Genomic DNA, 15,241 nt, shown 5'->3' on the forward strand with positions numbered 1-15,241 from the left:
ATCTCCGTTGGGATGGCGCAGGGCCGCCGTTGGCCCGGCGCCTTTGCTCACTTGTAGGGCGAATCGATGCCCAGGTTGTAGTACAGGCCGACGATCTTGTTCCAGTACGGCACGACGAGCTTGGCGAAGGTGCGCTGCGACTCCAGCACTTCCTTGAAGAAGGGGTTCTTGCCGGCCTCGCGGTCGTAGACCAGGTTGGTGGCCTTGATGAAGGCGGGGAAGATGTCCTTGGGCGTGTCGTGCACCTGCACCTTGAACTCGCCCTGGATCTTCTGCAGCGCCTGCGCGTTGCGCTGCACGTTGTAGCTGTAGGTCTCGGTCATGCAGGCCAGGGCCGCGGTCTCGACGATGGCCTTGTGCTCCGGCGCGAGCTTCTCCCACACGCGCTTGTTGATGAGCAGCTCGCCCACGTCGGTGGACTGGTGCAGCCCCTGCAGGTAGTAGTGCTTGAACACGGTGTGAAAGCCCAGCGCCAGGTCGTCGGCGGGGCCGATCCACTCGGCCGCGTCGATCACGCCTCGCTGCGCCGCCGGCACGATCTCGCCGCCCGGCATGGCCACGGCGTTGATGCCCATCTCCTTGAAGATCTCGCCCACCAGGCCCGGAGGCGCGCGGTACTTGAGCTTGCGCATGTCGTCCAGCGAGCTGATCGGTGTCTTGAACCAGCCCAGCGGATCCGGCCCCATGGGCTGCACCATGAGCGGCTCGATGTTGAGCTTGAGCACCTCGGCGTAGAAGCGCCGGTACAGCGCCATGCCGCCGCCCTGCAGCAGCCAGGCCACGTGCGAGATCTGGTCCATGCCGGTGCCGGCACCGGCCGCGGGGTTGGAGAACAGGCCGGCCGCGGTGTTCTTGCCCGACCAGTAGTGCGTCCACGAATAGCCGCCGTCCACCACGCCCTTGTCCACCGCATCGAGCATCTCGAAGGCGTTGACCACCGCGCCGTCGGGCAGCATCTCCATCTTGATCTTGCCGCCGGACATCTTGTCGCAGCGATCGCCCAGCTTCTTCATGAGGTCGAAGTAGATGCTGGAGGTGGGTACCGCCGTCTGGATCTTCATGCGCACCGCGCTCTGTGCGCCGACCACCGTGGGGGCCGCCAGGCCGGCGGCGGCCAGGGCCGAGGCCGCGCCACCGAGGGCGCCGCGCCGTGTGAGTTCCGCCATGTTCTGTCTCCTTCTCGTCGCCAGTTGAGAAACCGCGCGCCGTCACCGGGCAGGCGCGCCCCGCCATCCATCAAGGCCGCCTGCGCGCGTCCTCCCGGATCATGTCCACCGCCTTCTCGGCCATCATCACCGCCGGTGCATGCGTGTTGCCCGACACCAGCGTGGGCATGGCCGAGCAATCGATGACGCGCAACGCGGCGATGCCGCGCACGCGCAGCCGCGGGTCGAGCACGGCGGCCGCGTCCACGCCCATGCGGCAGGTGCCGCTGGGGTGGAAGATGGTGGCGCCGTTGTCGCGGCAGAAGGCCAGCAGCGCAGCCTCGTCGGCGGCATCGGGCCCGGGCTTGACCTCGCGCCGCACGTAGGGCCGCATCGAAGGTGCGGCCGCGATCGCGCGGGCTGCCTGCATGCCGGCCACGGCCGTGCGCCGGTCCAGTTCGGTGGCCAGGTAGTTGGGCTGCATGGAAGGCGGCTCGAACGGGTCGGCCGAGCGGATGCGCACGCGCCCGCGCGACTCGGGCCGCAGCTGGCACACCGACATTGTGAAGCCCGAGAACGGATGCACCTTGCCGCCGGCCATGTCGGCCGACAGCGTGGCCACGTGGAACTGGATGTCGGGCGTGGTGGCCACGGGCAGGCCATCGGGCCCGCGCAGGGCGCGCAGAAAGCAGCCGCCCTGGTTGATGCCGACCGCCAGCGGGCCGCTGCGCGCCAGCAGCCACTGCAGGCCCAGCCGCGTCTGGCCCCACCAGGTGCGCAGCTGGTCGTTGGTGGTGATGGGCTTGGTGCACTCGTAGATCAGCCGGATCTGCAGGTGGTCCTGCAGGTTCTCGCCCACGCCTGGCGCGTCGTGCACCACGGGAATGCCGTGTTCGGCCAGCAGCGCGGGCGGGCCGATGCCCGAGAGCTGCAGCAGTTGCGGCGACTGCAGCGCGCCGGCCGCCAGCAGCACCTCGCCGCGGCAGCGTGCCTCGCGCAGGATGCCGTCCTGGCGCCAGCGCACGCCCACGGCACGCCGCCCCTCCAGCAGCACGCCGGAGGCGAAGGCGCCGGTCTCCACGCGCAGGTTGGGGCGGCCGCGGGCTGGCTTGAGGTAGGCCTTGGCGGCGCTCACGCGCAGGCCGCGGTGCGTGGTCAGCTGGTAGTAGCCGGCACCCTCCTGGCGCGCGCCGTTGAAATCGGACGTCGCCGGCACGCCGATCTCGCCGGCCCCGGCGATGAAGGCCTCGATGAGCTCGTGCCGCGCGCCGATGTCCGACACCCGCAGCGGGCCCGCGTCGCCATGCAGCGCGATGGCGCCGCGCTGGTTGTTCTCGGACTTCACGAAGTAGGGCAGCACCTCGTCGTAGCTCCAGCCGGTGTTGCCCAGCGCGGCCCAGTGGTCGTAGTCCTCCTGCTGGCCGCGGATGTAGATCAAGCCGTTGATGGAGCTGCTGCCGCCCAAGGTCTTGCCGCGCGGCCAGTAGATGCGCCGGCCGTTCATGTTCGGGTCCGGGTCGGTCTGGTAGCACCAGTTGAGCTCGGGGCTCCACATGGTCTTGCCATAGCCGATCGGCAGGTGGATCCAGGGCGAGCGGTCAGGCGGGCCGGCCTCCAGCAGCAGCACGCGCGTGCCCGGGTCCTCGGACAGGCGCGCCGCCAGCACACAGCCAGCGGAGCCGGCACCCACGACAATGTGATCGAACACCTCTGACATTGGATTTCCGGAACGTTGGCTTCCGAAATGAAGTCGAGGCGATTATTCTTGGAATAAAACGTTCCGTTTCTTGATGAATACCCTGAGCAAGCCCGTGAAAGCGTCAGCCCCCTCGAAACTGCCCGATTCGTCCGCGGCCCGCAGCCTGCGTGTGCTGGCGGCCGTGGCGGGGGCGGGCCATGCGCTCACGCTGGCCGAGTTGGCCGAGCGACTGGGCCTGCCCAAACCCACGCTGCACCGGCTCTGCGGCCAGCTGCAGGAGGGCGGCTTTCTCGCGCGCGATGTGGACGAACGCTGCTTCGTGGTGGGCCCCGCACTGCGCCAGCTGGCCTTCGACACGCTGAACCATGGCGCTGCGCGCGGGCTGCGCCACGATGTGCTGGCGCGGCTGGTGCAGCAGGTCGGCGAAACCTGCAACTTCACCACGCTGGACGGCATGCGCGTGCTCTACCTGGACCGCGTGGAGGCGCACTGGCCGTTGCGGCTCACGCTGGAGGTCGGCTCGCATGTGCCGCTGCATGCCACCGCCAGCGGCAAGCTCTTCCTGGCGCTGATGCCGGCCGCCGAGCGCGATGCGCTGATCGGCCAGCTGGTGCTGGAGCGGCTCACGCCCGAGACGCTCACCGACGCACAGGCGCTGCGCGCCGAATGCGTGCAGATTGCGGCCCAGGGCCATGCCGACGACCGTGGCGAGTTCATCGCCGGGTTGATCGCCGTGGCCGTGCCGGTGCTCGACAGCCAGGGGCGGCCCAGGGCGGCGATCGCCGTGCATGCGCCGACGGCCCGCATGTCGCTGGCGCAGGCGCGCGAGAAGCTGCCCTTCCTGCACGCGGCCGCGGCGCGGATGCGCACGCTGCTGTAGCGCGGCTGCTGCGTAGCGGACCCGGGCAGGACGGCAGGACTGCTGCGGCTAAACAGGCTTGCACAGACCCAGGATCCGTTCCTGCTGCGCGCAGTCCTTCGCAGGTTTCGATTTGACAGGCACTGCCACATTCGCCTTCCCGGCGATACAGGAGCGGATTTCCCGCGTCGTCGGAGCGTAGTAGAACCAGCCGCGACCGAGATCCGGAAGCGCCAACTCCACCTCTCTCCACTTCGGGTGCCCTTTTTCTTGGAGCGTCGAGAAGTTCTGGCACAGCGCGCGCGCCATATTGCGCAGGTTGGTCTCTGTCTCCTTGAGCTGAAAATCGTAGGTGACAAGGAAGGCCTTGACCGCCAATCCCGGGATGTCCGTTGTCAGCAGGTTGGGATAATTTTTGGCCAGAACGCTGGCTGCGAAATAGGTCTTGAGAACCCCTGCGCTGGTTGAATGGTTGGGGTCGAACTTGAGCAGTTTGATCAGCTTGCGCGATTCCGGCTTCATGTCGACGAACAGCTTGGCAGGCTGGCCGGCGACAACGGCAACCACGTCGACCGTCTTGTCGGTCACCAATTTGCTCAGCGCCTCTTCGTTGGAGAGGTAACTGGTGCCTGCCTGCGGCATGGGTCCGCCAAACATCAGGCGGTAGAGCGTTGCAGAGGTCAGCGCCGTTCCGCTTCCTGACTCGCCGGCATTGACCTTCGCATTCTGGATCTCGTGGATATAGTTCAGCTCCGAGTCGGCCCGGACGATGAAATAGATTTCCTCGTTATAGAGCGGCATGACCACCCGCAACGGCCGGATCATGTCGCGGGCTTCCACATTTCCGCCAGCGGCAATGTCGAGAAAGGCCTGGTAGACGTCCGATTGCACCAAGGCCAGTTTGACGCCCGCGTCGTAACGCAAGCGCCGGACATTTTCTGCCGATCCGGCTGAAGGCAGGGCGTCGAGCTTGATGTCCGCAGAGGGCGCAACCAGCTGGGCGAGATCGTTCCCGATCTTGATGTAGGTTCCCCGCTCGGAAGCGGTGACGATTTTGTATTCCACCGCCGCGAGCGCAGGGAGATGGGAGAGCACTCCCATCAGCAGCAGCACGCTCCATATGAAGTTGTTCATTTCAGCGCTTCTCCTGTCGTGGTTCCGGATTGCACAGCCCCAGCGTTGCGACGGCAGGCGGGCATTTTTCAACGCCCGATGGGTCTGGGCCGTTCTTGACTTCGGCGTCGGTGGCCGGCAATGGGCGCGCAGCCGGCACAGCGTCGGCGCCTTCTGGCAGCGGCACACGTGGATTTGGAACCGGGCCCACCGGTTTGGAAGCGGCGTCCGTTTCGGCTGCCATATTGGCGGGTGCCGCATTCCCACGAAAAAAATACGCCGCCGCAGCACCTGCAATCAGCAGGAGCAATATTGCCAAGACCGCCGCGGGTGTGCCACGTTCAGGCTTCGCGCCGGTATCCGGCTTGTCGAGAACACCGGCAGGCAGGTGCCCCGCCTCCGAACGCGCCACTCCGATGTCTGTCGATGGGGAGTAAGCGGATTCCCTGTCGACGATCGCCGGCGGGAACGGGAATTCAAGTCTCGTCGCAACTGGCAGAGAGAACTTGGCGCCGCATTTGTAGCAGTTCGTCGCTGTTCGCAGGTCGACTGCGCCACACCGGCGACAGGGTTGCAAATTCAACTGTCCGTCGCAACGACGGCAATCGTCTGCATCAGCCGGATTGATGTGCTGGCAGAAGAGGCACTGGAGACTGGGCATCTGCGACATCTCGGGTGGTGACCTCATACAGTCAGCGAAGTTGCGTCAGTACTTTGGTGAATCAGGGCCAGTAAATCGGAGTGCGGGCGAACCGATTTTTATCTTACGTCAACGCGCCGACACAGCAGCCATCGTTTGCCCCCTCCCCCACCCGAGGTGCCTTAAGACACCTCCCTGGTCGGCCCGAGAAACAAAGGTCCGCCACGGGAGTGCAGGCGCAAGCACTCCGAAGCGACGCGGAACCCGCTTTTCAACACATGGGCCGAGGCGAACGCACGCCCGGCCACACCATCACACCGCGCCGACCACACCCCAGACTGCCCGCCCCAGCGCCAACACGGCCAGCACACCCAGCAGATCCAGAAGCCGCCGCCGGAACTGGTCCGGCGACACGCGCGCGAACGCGTGGCTGCCGAGCCAGATGCCGGCCACCATGGCCGGCGCCAGCCACAGCGCCCAACGCCAGGTGCCGGCGCCCACCAGCGCGCCCGCATCGGCGGCACGCGGCAGCATGGCGGCGAAGGCCAGGGCCAGCACGTCGGAGCACAGCAGCATCAGCACCATGGTCGCGCGCAGCGCGGACGGCGCCATGCGCGTGGCGCTCAGCAGCACGGCCACCACGATGCCGCCGATGGCGGCCACGCCGTTGACCACGCCCGAGGCCATGCCGACCGCGCCGCGCATGCGCGGCGTGGGCTCCAGCGCCGGCCGCGCGCCGCTGCGCAGGGCCAGCACGGCGGCCACCAGCAAGCCGCCGATCACCAGGCGCAACCCGCTCTCGGGCAGCCAGGCGAGCAGGGCCACGCCGACCGGCACGCCCAGCACCTGCCCGGCCACCAGCGCGCGCAGCCAGGGCCAGTCGGCGTCGCGCAGGCCCACGCGCAGCATGTGCAGGCTGGCCAGGATCTCCAGCAGGAAGATGGAAGGGATCACGGCCGAGGGCGCGACCAGCAGCGACAGGCCGGCCACGCTGAAGGCCGAGAAGCCGAAGCCCGCGAAGCCGCGCACGAAGCCGGCGCCCAGCACCACGGCCAGGGCCGCCACCAGGGACCAGCCGGCCAGCGGAGGGAGCAGCAGCGTGGCGGTCAAGAGCGACACCTCCCGTCAGGCCGTGCACGGGGTGCAGGTGGCGGGCGGACCGCCACGGCGAGGATGCAGCACGCCTTCAAGGCGGTGCGTTCCTGAGCCTGCGCAACTGCTCCTCGGTGCGCCCGAGCTGGGCGCGCAAGGCCTCGATCTCCTGCTCGAGCAGCTCGATGCGGGCCGCCCGGCTGGCCTGCGCCGGCCCGGCATGGCAGCGTGCCTGCAATGCCGCCAGCTGCTTGTCCAGCTCGCGGCGCAGCAGCATGCGGCCTTTCGCGCGCGCATCGCCGATCTCCTCCTCGATGGCCGACAGCTGCGCGGCGCACGCGGTGTCGTCCACCGCGGCCGCGGGCTGTTGGGCAAAGGCGGGTGCCGCCAGGGCGGCGAGGAAGGCCGCTGAGAACGCCATTCGGCAGGCCAAGGTGCAAGGGCTGACGCGCATACCGGTCCGTGGAGAAGGGCCTCCGAGCATGCCAGCAATTGCGCCACCGACCTCTGCTACCGGCATGCCCGGCGCGCCCAGGGGCGATTGCCGCACCGGCAGGCCGGCGCGCCACCGGTGCCTGCGGCTACATGCGCCCCTTCCACGGCACCACGCGCCGCTCGACCCAGCGCATCAGCAGGTCGAACAGGTAGGCCACCACGCCGATCACCACGATGCCCATGATCACGATGTCGGTGCGCAGGAAGTTCGATGCGTTGAGCACCATCTGCCCCAGGCCCATGTTGGCCGCCACCATCTCGGCCGCCACCAGCGTGGTCCAGCCGAAGCCAATGGCGATGCGCATGCCCACCAGGATCTCGGGCATGGCCGCAGGCAGCACCACATGGCGCACCACCTGCCAGTAGCTCGCGCCCATGGAGTAGGCGGCGTTGATCTGCTCCTGCGCGGCGCTGCGCATGCCCGAGCGCGCGGCTAGCGCCAGTGGCGCGAAGCACGACAGGAAGATCAGCAGCACCTTGGGCAGCTCGTCGATGCCGAACCAGATGATGATCAGCGGCAGGTAGGCCAGCGGCGGCAGCGGGCGGTAGAACTCCAGCGGGGGGTCGAAGATGCCGCGCGCCCAGCGGCTCATGCCCATGGCGATGCCGACCGGGATCGCCGTCACGCAGGCCAGGAAGAAGGCCGAGAACACGCGGAACATGCTGGCCAGGAAGTGCTGCCACAGCGGCTTGTCATTGGCCTGGCCGGTCAGGTACTGCCAGAACTGCTCGAACACGGCCTGCGGCGTGGGCAGGAACAGCGGCTTGACCCAGCCCATGTTGGTCACGATGGTCCACAGCGCCAGCAGCGTGACCACGGTGGCCACGCTGATGGCGCCGCTGTTGCCTTCTCCGGGCGTGCGGAAGCGGCTGGTCTTGACGGGGGCGGCGGATTGCACCGCGGCAGCCGCCGGCACGGTCATGGCGGGGGCACTGTCAGGCATGGGCGGGCTCCAGTGCTTCGCGGTGGTGGATGATGGCCAGCACCTCTTCGCGCATGCGGATGAAGGCCGGCTCGGACTTGACCTTGCGCGCGTCGCCATGCGCGAGGAATTGGCGCGAGAACGGCACCTCGTCGTAGACGTGCGAGATGCGGCCGGGGCTGGGGCTCATGACGATCAGGCGGGTGGAGAGGAACAGCGCCTCCTCCACGTCGTGGGTGATGAAGAACACCATCTTCTGCGTGGCCATCCACGCGCGCAGCAGGATCTCCTGCACCTGCTCGCGCGTGAAGGCATCCAGCGCGCCCATGGGCTCGTCCATGAGCAGCACGGCCGGGTCGTTGGCCAGCGCCCGCGCGATGCCCACGCGCTGCTGCATGCCGCCCGAGAGTTCGTAGACGGCGCGGTCGGCGTACTTGGCCAGGCCCACCAGGGCCAGCTTCTCTTCGGCAATGCGTCCACGCTCGGCCGCCGGCACGCCGCGCAGCCGCAGGCCCAGCGCCACGTTGTCGCGGACGTTGAGCCAGGGCATCAGCGCGTGCTTTTGGAACACCACGCCGCGGTCGGCACCGGGGCCCACCACCGGCCGGCCGTCCAGCAGCACCTGGCCCGACGAGGGCGGCAGGAAGCCGGCGATGCAGTTGAGCAGCGTGGTCTTGCCGCAGCCCGAGGCGCCGAGCGCAACCACGAAGTCGCCGCCCTGCATGCGCAGGTTGACGGGCGCCAGCGCCTGCAGCGTGCCGCCCGTGACGGCGTAGTTGACCGTCAGCTCACGGATGTCGAGCGTGGGCATCGCCTCGCCTCACTGGCCCAGGGCCTTCTTCACATACATGTCGGTCACGAAGCTCGCATAGCTCGGCTTGACCTCCTGCACGCGGCCTTGCTCCTTGAGGAATTCCGCCGTGCCTGTCATCGCCTTGGCCGCGCCGCCGCCCAGCCAGTTGGCCGATAGCTGCTCTTGCAGCGTGGGGAAGCTGTACAGCGCCATGCCGGCCGGCACGTCCTTGGCGTCGGCCTTGGTCCACTTGGCCACGGCCTTGACCTGCGGCGAATCGGGCGTCCAGCCCTTCAGGCCCGTGCGCACCTCGGCGTTGGCGCGGTCCAGCGCCTTCACGAAGGCGACCATGAAGGCCTCGTTGGCGGCGGCCCACTTGGCGTCCACCACGATGCCCTCGAAGGTGGGATAGCCCTGCTTGCCGATGCTGCCGGAGGTGGCGATGACCTTGCCGTTGCCCTTGACCTTGCTGAGCACCGGGTCCCAGATGAAGGTGGCGTCGATGTCGCCGCGCTCCCAGGCGGCCGCCACCTCGGGCGGGCGCATGTTGTTGACGTTGACCTGGCGCGCGTCCACACCCGCGGCCTTGAGCGCGGCCATGAGCTGGTAGTGCGCGGTGGAGACGAAGGGCACGCCCACGCGCTTGCCCTTGAGGTCGGCCAGCGTGTTCACGCCCGCGCCGTTGCGAGCCACCAGGGCCTCGGCATCGGCGATGTCGGCCGAGACCCAGAACAGCCGGATGTCCTGCCCCTGGCTGGCCGCCGCCGTCAGCGGGCTGGAGCCGACCTCGCCCATCTGCACGTTGCCCGAGGCCATGGCGCGGATCACATCGCCACCGCCGCCGAACATGCGCCAGTTGATCTTGTAGCCGGTGGCCTTCTCGACCTCGCCGGACTCCATGACCAGGCGCAGCGGCACCAGCATGTCCTGGTGGGCGAAGGTCACCTCCTTGGTCTGGGCCTGGGCCCCGGCTGCGAGGACGAGCGCGGCGGCAGCGGCCGCGCGGTGCATGGATCGACGGGTGAACATCTTGGAGATCTCCTGGTTCCCAACGGAAGCACATGTGGCCACCGCTGGACTGCGGCGCCGGGCGGGGGGCGAGCCGGGCCAATGTGCAGCAAAGGCACACGACACAAAAGAACCAGCGTGCGCCCGTCCATGGGGCCAGGGGACCAGGGTGAACCCTTGGTTTGGTGCGGCGCGCACCGACGCCGTGCGCCGCGCAGGGACGCTCAGGTGCGCCGCGCGCCGCGCGCCGCCGCGAGTTCGTCCACGGCCTTGGCCAGCGCCGCGATGCCGTCGTCGATGCGTTCGGTGGCAATCGACGACAGCCGCAGCCGGAAGTGCGGGCAGGGATAGGGCGGGTGCTGGAAGAACACGTCGCCCGGCTCGATCAGCACGCCGTGGCGCTGCGCGATGGCGGCCAGCTCAGCGCCGTCCATCCAGGCCGGGGTGTTCACCCACATCGAGGCGCCGCCCCGCGGCAGCTCGAACGCGAAATCCGGCAGGTGCGTGCGCAGCGCGCGGGCCACCTGCTGCACGCGCTCCTGCATCACGAAGTTGACGCGGCGCGCGTGCGATTCGTGGTGGCCGAGCGAGATGAACAGCGCGTAGGCATGCTGCAGGAAGGCGCTCGGGTGCCGCACCATGGCATGGCGCAACAGCCGCAGCTCGGCGATGAGCGCCCGCGGCGCGACGATGTAGCCCAGCCGCATGGCCGGCGACAGGCTCTTGGACAGCGAGCCCACATAGACCACGCGGCCGCTCTTGTCCAGGCTCTTGAGCGCGGGCATGGGCGCGCCCTCGTACAGGTTCTCGGCCTCGTAGTCGTCCTCGATGATCACGAAGTTGGCCAGTTCGGCCTTGCGCAGCAGCCACTCGCGCCGCGTGAGCGTCAGCGTGGCGGTGGTCGGGCTCTGGTGCGAGGGCGTGACGAACAAGTAGTCCAGCGGCGCCAGCGTGTCCACCACCACGCCCTCGCCGTCCACCGCCACCGGCACCCAGCGCGGGCGCCGCAGCGAGAAGGTGTTGCGCGCATGCGGGTGGCCGGGTTCCTCGAAGCCCAGGCGCTGGCGCTCGTCCAGCAGCGCGTCGGCCAGCAGCTGGAAGGCCTGCTGCGCACCCACGGTGACGAGGATCTCCTCCTTCAGCGCGAACACGCCCCGCTTGGGCAGCAGGTGCAGGCGGATCTGCTCGATCAGGTCGGGCACGTCGTCGGTCTCGAAGTCCGGCGTCCAGTGCGCCAGCTGGGCGCGCGCCAGGCTGCGCATGCAGCACTCGCGGAAGCCCTCGATCGGGAACAGCTCGGGATCGTGCGTGCCGTAGACGAAGGGAAACGGCACCTCGCGCCAGCGTTCCGGCTTGGTCAGCGTGGGTGCGTCCGCCAGCGAGCGCAGCACGCGCGCGCCCCAGTCCGGTGCCACGCCGCCGCCGCTGCCGAAGCTGGCCTGCGGCGTGGCGCCCACGCTGGCCGGCCGCGCGTTGCGCGCCACGAAGACGCCGCTGCGCGCACGCGCCTCCAGGAAGCCCTCGTCGATCAGCTGCTGGTAGGCCGCCGTGGCGGTGTTGCGCGACAGGCCGAGGAGGCGCGAGAGTTCGCGCGAGGACGGCATCGCCGCGCCGGCCGGCAGCCGGCCCTCCAGGATGGGCTGCACGATGGCCAGCCGCAAGCGGCCCTGCAAGGGCAGGCCGGGCTGCTCGGGCACGACGAACAGCCTGGCCCACTGGTGGTGCGCATCGGCGCCGGGGGTGCTCATGGGAGGCGCAGTCTAGCGCCATGCCGGCACGCGACTGGCGTGGTGGATTGGGGGCCACTGGCACTATCGCTGCACGGATCAATTGCCTAACCTGCGACGCAACCTGAACAGGAGAGCGTCTTGAACACCACCCCCCCGCCCGTCACCGAAGCCACCCTGGCCGCCTTCAGCGACGCCTGGAACCGCCACGACATCGAGGCCCTGATGTCCTTCATGAGCGAGGACTGCATCTTCCAGACTGCGGGCGGACCGGATGCCTGCGGCACGCGCCACGTCGGCGCGGCCGCGGTGCGCCAGGCGTTTCCGGCGGCCTGGGCCACCATGCCCGATGCACAGTGGCGCAACGGCAAGCACTTCGTGCAGGGCGACTTCGGCGTGTCCGAATGGACCTTCACCGGAACGGCGGCGGACGGCACGCGTGTGGAGGTCGACGGCGTGGACCTGTTCACCTTCAAGAACGGCAAGATCCACCTGAAGAACGTGTTCCGCAAGACGCGGCCGAACCTGCCGGCGCGCTGACAGATGAGCAGCGTGCCTTTCACCGCGTCCGCCAGTCCGGCCGAACGGCGCTACGACCCGCGCTACGACCCCCTGGTCGCGCCCGATCCGGGTGCAGGACGCGCCTACGCACCGACCTGGTGGGTGGCGAGCGCCGGCCAGCCGCCGCCCGACGACGGCCCCGTGCGCGGCGACTTCGATGCCGACGTGGTCGTCATCGGCGCCGGCGCGACCGGCATGTCCACGGCGCTGTACCTGGCGCAGGAGCACGGCATCGCCGCCGTGGTGCTGGAGGCCAACCAGACGTCCTGGGGCTGCTCCAGCCGCAGCGGCGGCCAGGGCCAGAACGCCAGCGGCCGGCTCAAGCGCAGCCAGTGGATCGCGCGCTGGGGCCTGGACACCGCACGCGCACTCGACCGCGAGATCCGCACAGGCTTCGAGAACTTCGCCGAGCTCACGCGCCAGATCGACTGCGAGGCCTACGACGGCGGCCATCTCTACATGGCGCACCGGCCCGAGAAGATCGACTACCTGCGCGATGAGTCGCGCGTGATGAACGAGCAGTTCGGCTACCGCACGCGCATGCTCACGCCGGGCCAGATCCGCGAGGAGTTCTGCGACGAACGCGAGGCCGCCGGCGCGATGTGGGAGGAGCACGGCATCGGCATCCATCCGCTCAAGTTCACCTTCGGCCTGATGCGGCGGGCCCGCGCGCTGGGCGTGAAGGTGCATCCGGCCAGCCCGGTGCAGGGCTGGCAGACCATCGGCGGCGTGCACCATCTGCGCACGCCCGGTGGCACCGTGCGGGCGCGCCGCGTCGCCGTGTGCACGGGCGGCTACACCGGCCAGCAGCTGCACCCGCTGCTCAAGAACAAGATCATGCCGATCCTGTCGAATTCGGTCGTCACGCGCGAGCTGACGGCCGCGGAGATGGCCGCCTGCGGCGTGCGCAGCGAGACCTTCCTGACCGACACGCGCACGCTGCGCTTTTACTACCGCTTCCTGCGCGGCAACCGGCTGCAGCTGGGCAGCCGCAGTGCCGTCACGGGCGCCGACGCCGAAGCGCCCGAACACCTCAAGCTGCTCACCGATGCGATCGCGCGCAAGTTCCCTCCGTTGGCCGGTGTCGCGATCGACCACTCGTGGTGGGGCTGGGTGGACGTGAGCCACGACATGATGCCGCGCATCACGCGGCCCGACCCGGCGCAGACCATCTGGTATGCCGTGGGCTACGGCGGCAACGGCGTGTCGTTCTCCACCTGGGCCGGCAAGCGCCTGGCCCAGCGCGTGACGGGCCAGGACGCCGAGCGCGCCGTGTTCTCCCTGCCCATCTACGACGGGCCGCTGGAGTTCCCCAATGCGTTCGGCGTGGTGCGTTCGTCCTTGCTGGCACCGTTCCGCCGCATCGGCCAGCGTGCGCTCTACAAGTGGTATTGGCTGCGCGACGAGAAGTAGCACGACGGGACGTCGCACGACGACGGTGCGTGCCAAGGGAAAACACTGCCCCTCTGGCACCAGCAGTTCACCGCCTGTGGCATGCGTGGTTGGTGTGCTTCGTGCGTATCGTCGGCGCAAGGCCGCGATGGGCGCGGCCACAGACCAGAGGACTTCCGCATGCGTTCATTTTTCCTGCACCGCCGCGCCCTCGGCAGCATCGCCCTCGCCGCGGCTGCGCTGGCCACGGCGGCCCTGCCCAGCCAGGCCCAGGAGCAGCCCAAGAAGGGCGGCACGCTGGTGGTGGGCAGCACCCAGGTGCCACGCCACCTCAACGGTGCGGTGCAGTCCGGCATTGCCACCGCCATGCCGTCCACGCAGCTGTTCGCCAGCCCCCTGCGCTTCGATGACAAGTGGCAGCCCCAGCCCTACCTGGCCGAGTCCTGGAAGCTGGCGGAGGACGGCAAGTCGCTCACGCTGAACCTGCGCAAGAACGCCGTGTTCCACGACGGCAAGCCCATCACCTCCGAAGACGTGGCCTTCTCCATCATGGCCGTGAAGGCCAACCACCCGTTCCAGACCATGCTGGCGCCGGTGGAGAAGGTCGAAACGCCGGACCCCTACACGGCCATCATCCGCATGAGCCAGCCGCACCCGGCGATCCTGCTCGCCATGAGCCCGGCGCTCGCCCCCATCCTGCCCAAGCATGTCTACGGCGACGGCGTCGACCTCAAGTCCCATCCGCGCAACACCACCGATGTGGTGGGCTCCGGACCGTTCAAGCTCGTCGAGTTCCGCGCCGGGCAGCGCATCGTGATGGAGCGCTTCGACAAGTTCTTCCTGCCGGGCAAGCCCTACCTGGACAAGGTGATCATGAACATCGTGCCCGACACCTCCAGCCTGCTGCTGGGGCTGGAGCGCGGCGACATCCAGATGGTGCCCTACGTGGCCGTTTCCATCGACCTCAAGCGGCTGCAGAACAACCCCAACATCGCACTCACGAACAAGGGCTTCGAAGGCATCGGTGCGCTGAACTGGCTGGCCATCAACACCGCCAAGAAGCCGCTGGACGACGTGCGTGTGCGCAAGGCCATCGCCTATGCGATCGACAAGAACTTCATCACCAAGGCCTTGATGGGCGGCTTCGCCACGCCGGCCGACGGCCCCATCGTGGGAAGCAGCCCGTTCGCGGTGGCCGACCTCGTGCGCTACCCGGTGGACCTCAAGAAGGCCGCCGCGCTGCTGGACGAGGCGGGCCTGAAGCCAGGCGGCAACGGCGAGCGCTTCAAGATCAGCATCGACTACCTGCCCGGTGCAGACGAACAGCAAAAGAACGTGGCCGAGTACCTGCGCGCCCAGCTCAAGAAGGTCGGCATCGCGGTGGAGGTGCGCGCCTCGGCCGACTTCCCGGCCTGGGCCAAGCGGCTGGCCACGCACGACTTCGACCTGTCGATGGACACCGTCTTCAACTGGGGCGACCCGGTCATCGGCGTGCACCGCACCTACCTGTCGAACAACATCAAGCCGGTGGTCTGGACCAACACCCAGTCGTACAAGAACGCGCAGGTCGACGAGCTGCTCAACACGGCCGGCGGCATCATGGACGAGACCCGCCGCAAGGCCTACTACGCCACCTTCCAGAAGATCGTGACGGACGAGGTGCCCATCGTCTTCATCAACAACGCGCCCTACTTCACGGCGACGCGCAAGAACGTGGGCAACGTGCCGACGACGATCTGGGGGCCCGCGTCTCCCTACGACGAGGTCTTCCTGAAGTAAGCGGGCGCCGCCAGC

Annotated in this window: 14 protein-coding genes; 4 read left to right on the top strand and 10 right to left on the bottom strand. The window is 68.7% G+C overall.

Annotated features, from left to right (window positions below; all coding sequences use genetic code 11):
* Positions 1 to 47 precede the first annotated feature (47 nt).
* Both DES41_RS17000 and DES41_RS17005 read right to left on the bottom strand, forming a co-directional pair.
* Positions 48 to 1,166, bottom strand: a complete 1,119-nt coding sequence (locus DES41_RS17000; RefSeq protein WP_114468829.1) for a TRAP transporter substrate-binding protein — start codon at positions 1,164 to 1,166, stop codon at positions 48 to 50.
* Between the two features lie 70 nt (positions 1,167 to 1,236).
* Positions 1,237 to 2,862, bottom strand: a complete 1,626-nt coding sequence (locus tag DES41_RS17005; RefSeq protein ID WP_114468830.1) for a GMC family oxidoreductase — start codon at positions 2,860 to 2,862, stop codon at positions 1,237 to 1,239.
* Between the two features lie 73 nt (positions 2,863 to 2,935).
* Between DES41_RS17005 and DES41_RS17010 the strand changes: the two genes are divergently transcribed.
* Positions 2,936 to 3,724: an IclR family transcriptional regulator gene (locus DES41_RS17010; protein WP_114468831.1), complete on the top strand. Its 789-nt coding sequence runs from the start codon at positions 2,936 to 2,938 to the stop codon at positions 3,722 to 3,724.
* Between the two features lie 48 nt (positions 3,725 to 3,772).
* On the opposite strand, the gene DES41_RS17015 is transcribed toward DES41_RS17010, so the two are convergent.
* The 8 genes from DES41_RS17015 to pdxR all read right to left on the bottom strand — a co-directional run bounded on the left by DES41_RS17015 (position 3,773) and on the right by pdxR (position 11,515).
* Positions 3,773 to 4,837 (bottom strand): TAXI family TRAP transporter solute-binding subunit, encoded by a 1,065-nt coding sequence (locus DES41_RS17015; RefSeq protein ID WP_114468832.1) that lies wholly within the window; start codon positions 4,835 to 4,837, stop codon positions 3,773 to 3,775.
* A 1-nt stretch (position 4,838) separates the two neighbouring features.
* Entirely contained in the window at positions 4,839 to 5,477 is a 639-nt protein-coding gene (locus DES41_RS37775) for a double zinc ribbon domain-containing protein (RefSeq protein ID WP_147282869.1), read from the bottom strand.
* Between the two features lie 291 nt (positions 5,478 to 5,768).
* Positions 5,769 to 6,575, bottom strand: coding sequence for a sulfite exporter TauE/SafE family protein (locus DES41_RS17020; protein ID WP_114468833.1), 807 nt, complete (start codon positions 6,573 to 6,575; stop codon positions 5,769 to 5,771).
* A gap of 67 nt (positions 6,576 to 6,642) precedes the next feature.
* On the bottom strand, positions 6,643 to 6,969 hold the full coding sequence (locus DES41_RS17025) for a DUF1090 family protein (RefSeq protein ID WP_114468834.1): 327 nt from the start codon (positions 6,967 to 6,969) through the stop codon (positions 6,643 to 6,645).
* 160 nt (positions 6,970 to 7,129) lie between these two features.
* A complete protein-coding gene (locus DES41_RS17030; RefSeq protein WP_114468835.1) occupies positions 7,130 to 7,987 on the bottom strand; it encodes an ABC transporter permease subunit in 858 nt (285 codons plus the stop codon).
* The gene (locus tag DES41_RS17035) at positions 7,980 to 8,777 is read right to left on the bottom strand and encodes a taurine ABC transporter ATP-binding protein (RefSeq protein WP_114468836.1); all 798 of its coding nucleotides are present in this window, start codon (positions 8,775 to 8,777) and stop codon (positions 7,980 to 7,982) included. The genes DES41_RS17030 and DES41_RS17035 overlap by 8 nt, the downstream gene beginning before the upstream one ends.
* Before the next feature lie 9 nt (positions 8,778 to 8,786).
* Positions 8,787 to 9,788: a taurine ABC transporter substrate-binding protein gene (gene tauA, locus DES41_RS17040; protein WP_114468837.1), complete on the bottom strand. Its 1,002-nt coding sequence runs from the start codon at positions 9,786 to 9,788 to the stop codon at positions 8,787 to 8,789.
* A 203-nt stretch (positions 9,789 to 9,991) separates the two neighbouring features.
* Positions 9,992 to 11,515 carry a MocR-like pyridoxine biosynthesis transcription factor PdxR gene (gene pdxR / locus DES41_RS17045; protein WP_114468838.1) on the bottom strand — a complete coding sequence of 508 codons (1,524 nt, stop codon included), beginning with the start codon at positions 11,513 to 11,515 and terminating at the stop codon, positions 9,992 to 9,994.
* Positions 11,516 to 11,635: 120 nt separating this feature from the next.
* On the opposite strand from pdxR, the gene DES41_RS17050 reads away from it, so the two are divergent.
* The 3 genes from DES41_RS17050 to DES41_RS17060 all read left to right on the top strand — a co-directional run bounded on the left by DES41_RS17050 (position 11,636) and on the right by DES41_RS17060 (position 15,226).
* A complete protein-coding gene (locus DES41_RS17050; RefSeq protein WP_114468839.1) occupies positions 11,636 to 12,034 on the top strand; it encodes a nuclear transport factor 2 family protein in 399 nt (132 codons plus the stop codon).
* A 3-nt stretch (positions 12,035 to 12,037) separates the two neighbouring features.
* Entirely contained in the window at positions 12,038 to 13,468 is a 1,431-nt protein-coding gene (locus tag DES41_RS17055) for an NAD(P)/FAD-dependent oxidoreductase (RefSeq protein ID WP_114468840.1), read from the top strand.
* Between the two features lie 159 nt (positions 13,469 to 13,627).
* Complete coding sequence (locus DES41_RS17060) at positions 13,628 to 15,226, top strand: ABC transporter substrate-binding protein (protein WP_114468841.1); 1,599 nt, start codon at positions 13,628 to 13,630, stop codon at positions 15,224 to 15,226.
* Positions 15,227 to 15,241: the final 15 nt, after the last annotated feature.

It is taken from the genome of Pseudorhodoferax soli, from assembly GCF_003337555.1.
Lineage (GTDB): Bacteria > Pseudomonadota > Gammaproteobacteria > Burkholderiales > Burkholderiaceae_C > Pseudorhodoferax > Pseudorhodoferax soli.

What these genes read in the sequence shown, in the direction of transcription:
- DES41_RS37775 (WP_147282869.1), bottom strand. Translation starts at nt 5,477, where the DNA reads ATGCCCAGTCTCCAGTGCCTCTTCTGCCAGCACATCAATCCGGCTGAT.
- tauA (WP_114468837.1), bottom strand. Translation starts at nt 9,788, where the DNA reads ATGTTCACCCGTCGATCCATGCACCGCGCGGCCGCTGCCGCCGCGCTC.
- DES41_RS17000 (WP_114468829.1), bottom strand. Translation starts at nt 1,166, where the DNA reads ATGGCGGAACTCACACGGCGCGGCGCCCTCGGTGGCGCGGCCTCGGCC.
- DES41_RS17060 (WP_114468841.1), top strand. Translation starts at nt 13,628, where the DNA reads ATGCGTTCATTTTTCCTGCACCGCCGCGCCCTCGGCAGCATCGCCCTC.
- DES41_RS17010 (WP_114468831.1), top strand. Translation starts at nt 2,936, where the DNA reads ATGAATACCCTGAGCAAGCCCGTGAAAGCGTCAGCCCCCTCGAAACTG.
- DES41_RS17035 (WP_114468836.1), bottom strand. Translation starts at nt 8,777, where the DNA reads ATGCCCACGCTCGACATCCGTGAGCTGACGGTCAACTACGCCGTCACG.
- DES41_RS17030 (WP_114468835.1), bottom strand. Translation starts at nt 7,987, where the DNA reads ATGCCTGACAGTGCCCCCGCCATGACCGTGCCGGCGGCTGCCGCGGTG.
- DES41_RS17025 (WP_114468834.1), bottom strand. Translation starts at nt 6,969, where the DNA reads ATGGCGTTCTCAGCGGCCTTCCTCGCCGCCCTGGCGGCACCCGCCTTT.
- pdxR (WP_114468838.1), bottom strand. Translation starts at nt 11,515, where the DNA reads ATGAGCACCCCCGGCGCCGATGCGCACCACCAGTGGGCCAGGCTGTTC.
- DES41_RS17055 (WP_114468840.1), top strand. Translation starts at nt 12,038, where the DNA reads ATGAGCAGCGTGCCTTTCACCGCGTCCGCCAGTCCGGCCGAACGGCGC.
- DES41_RS17005 (WP_114468830.1), bottom strand. Translation starts at nt 2,862, where the DNA reads ATGTCAGAGGTGTTCGATCACATTGTCGTGGGTGCCGGCTCCGCTGGC.
- DES41_RS17015 (WP_114468832.1), bottom strand. Translation starts at nt 4,837, where the DNA reads ATGAACAACTTCATATGGAGCGTGCTGCTGCTGATGGGAGTGCTCTCC.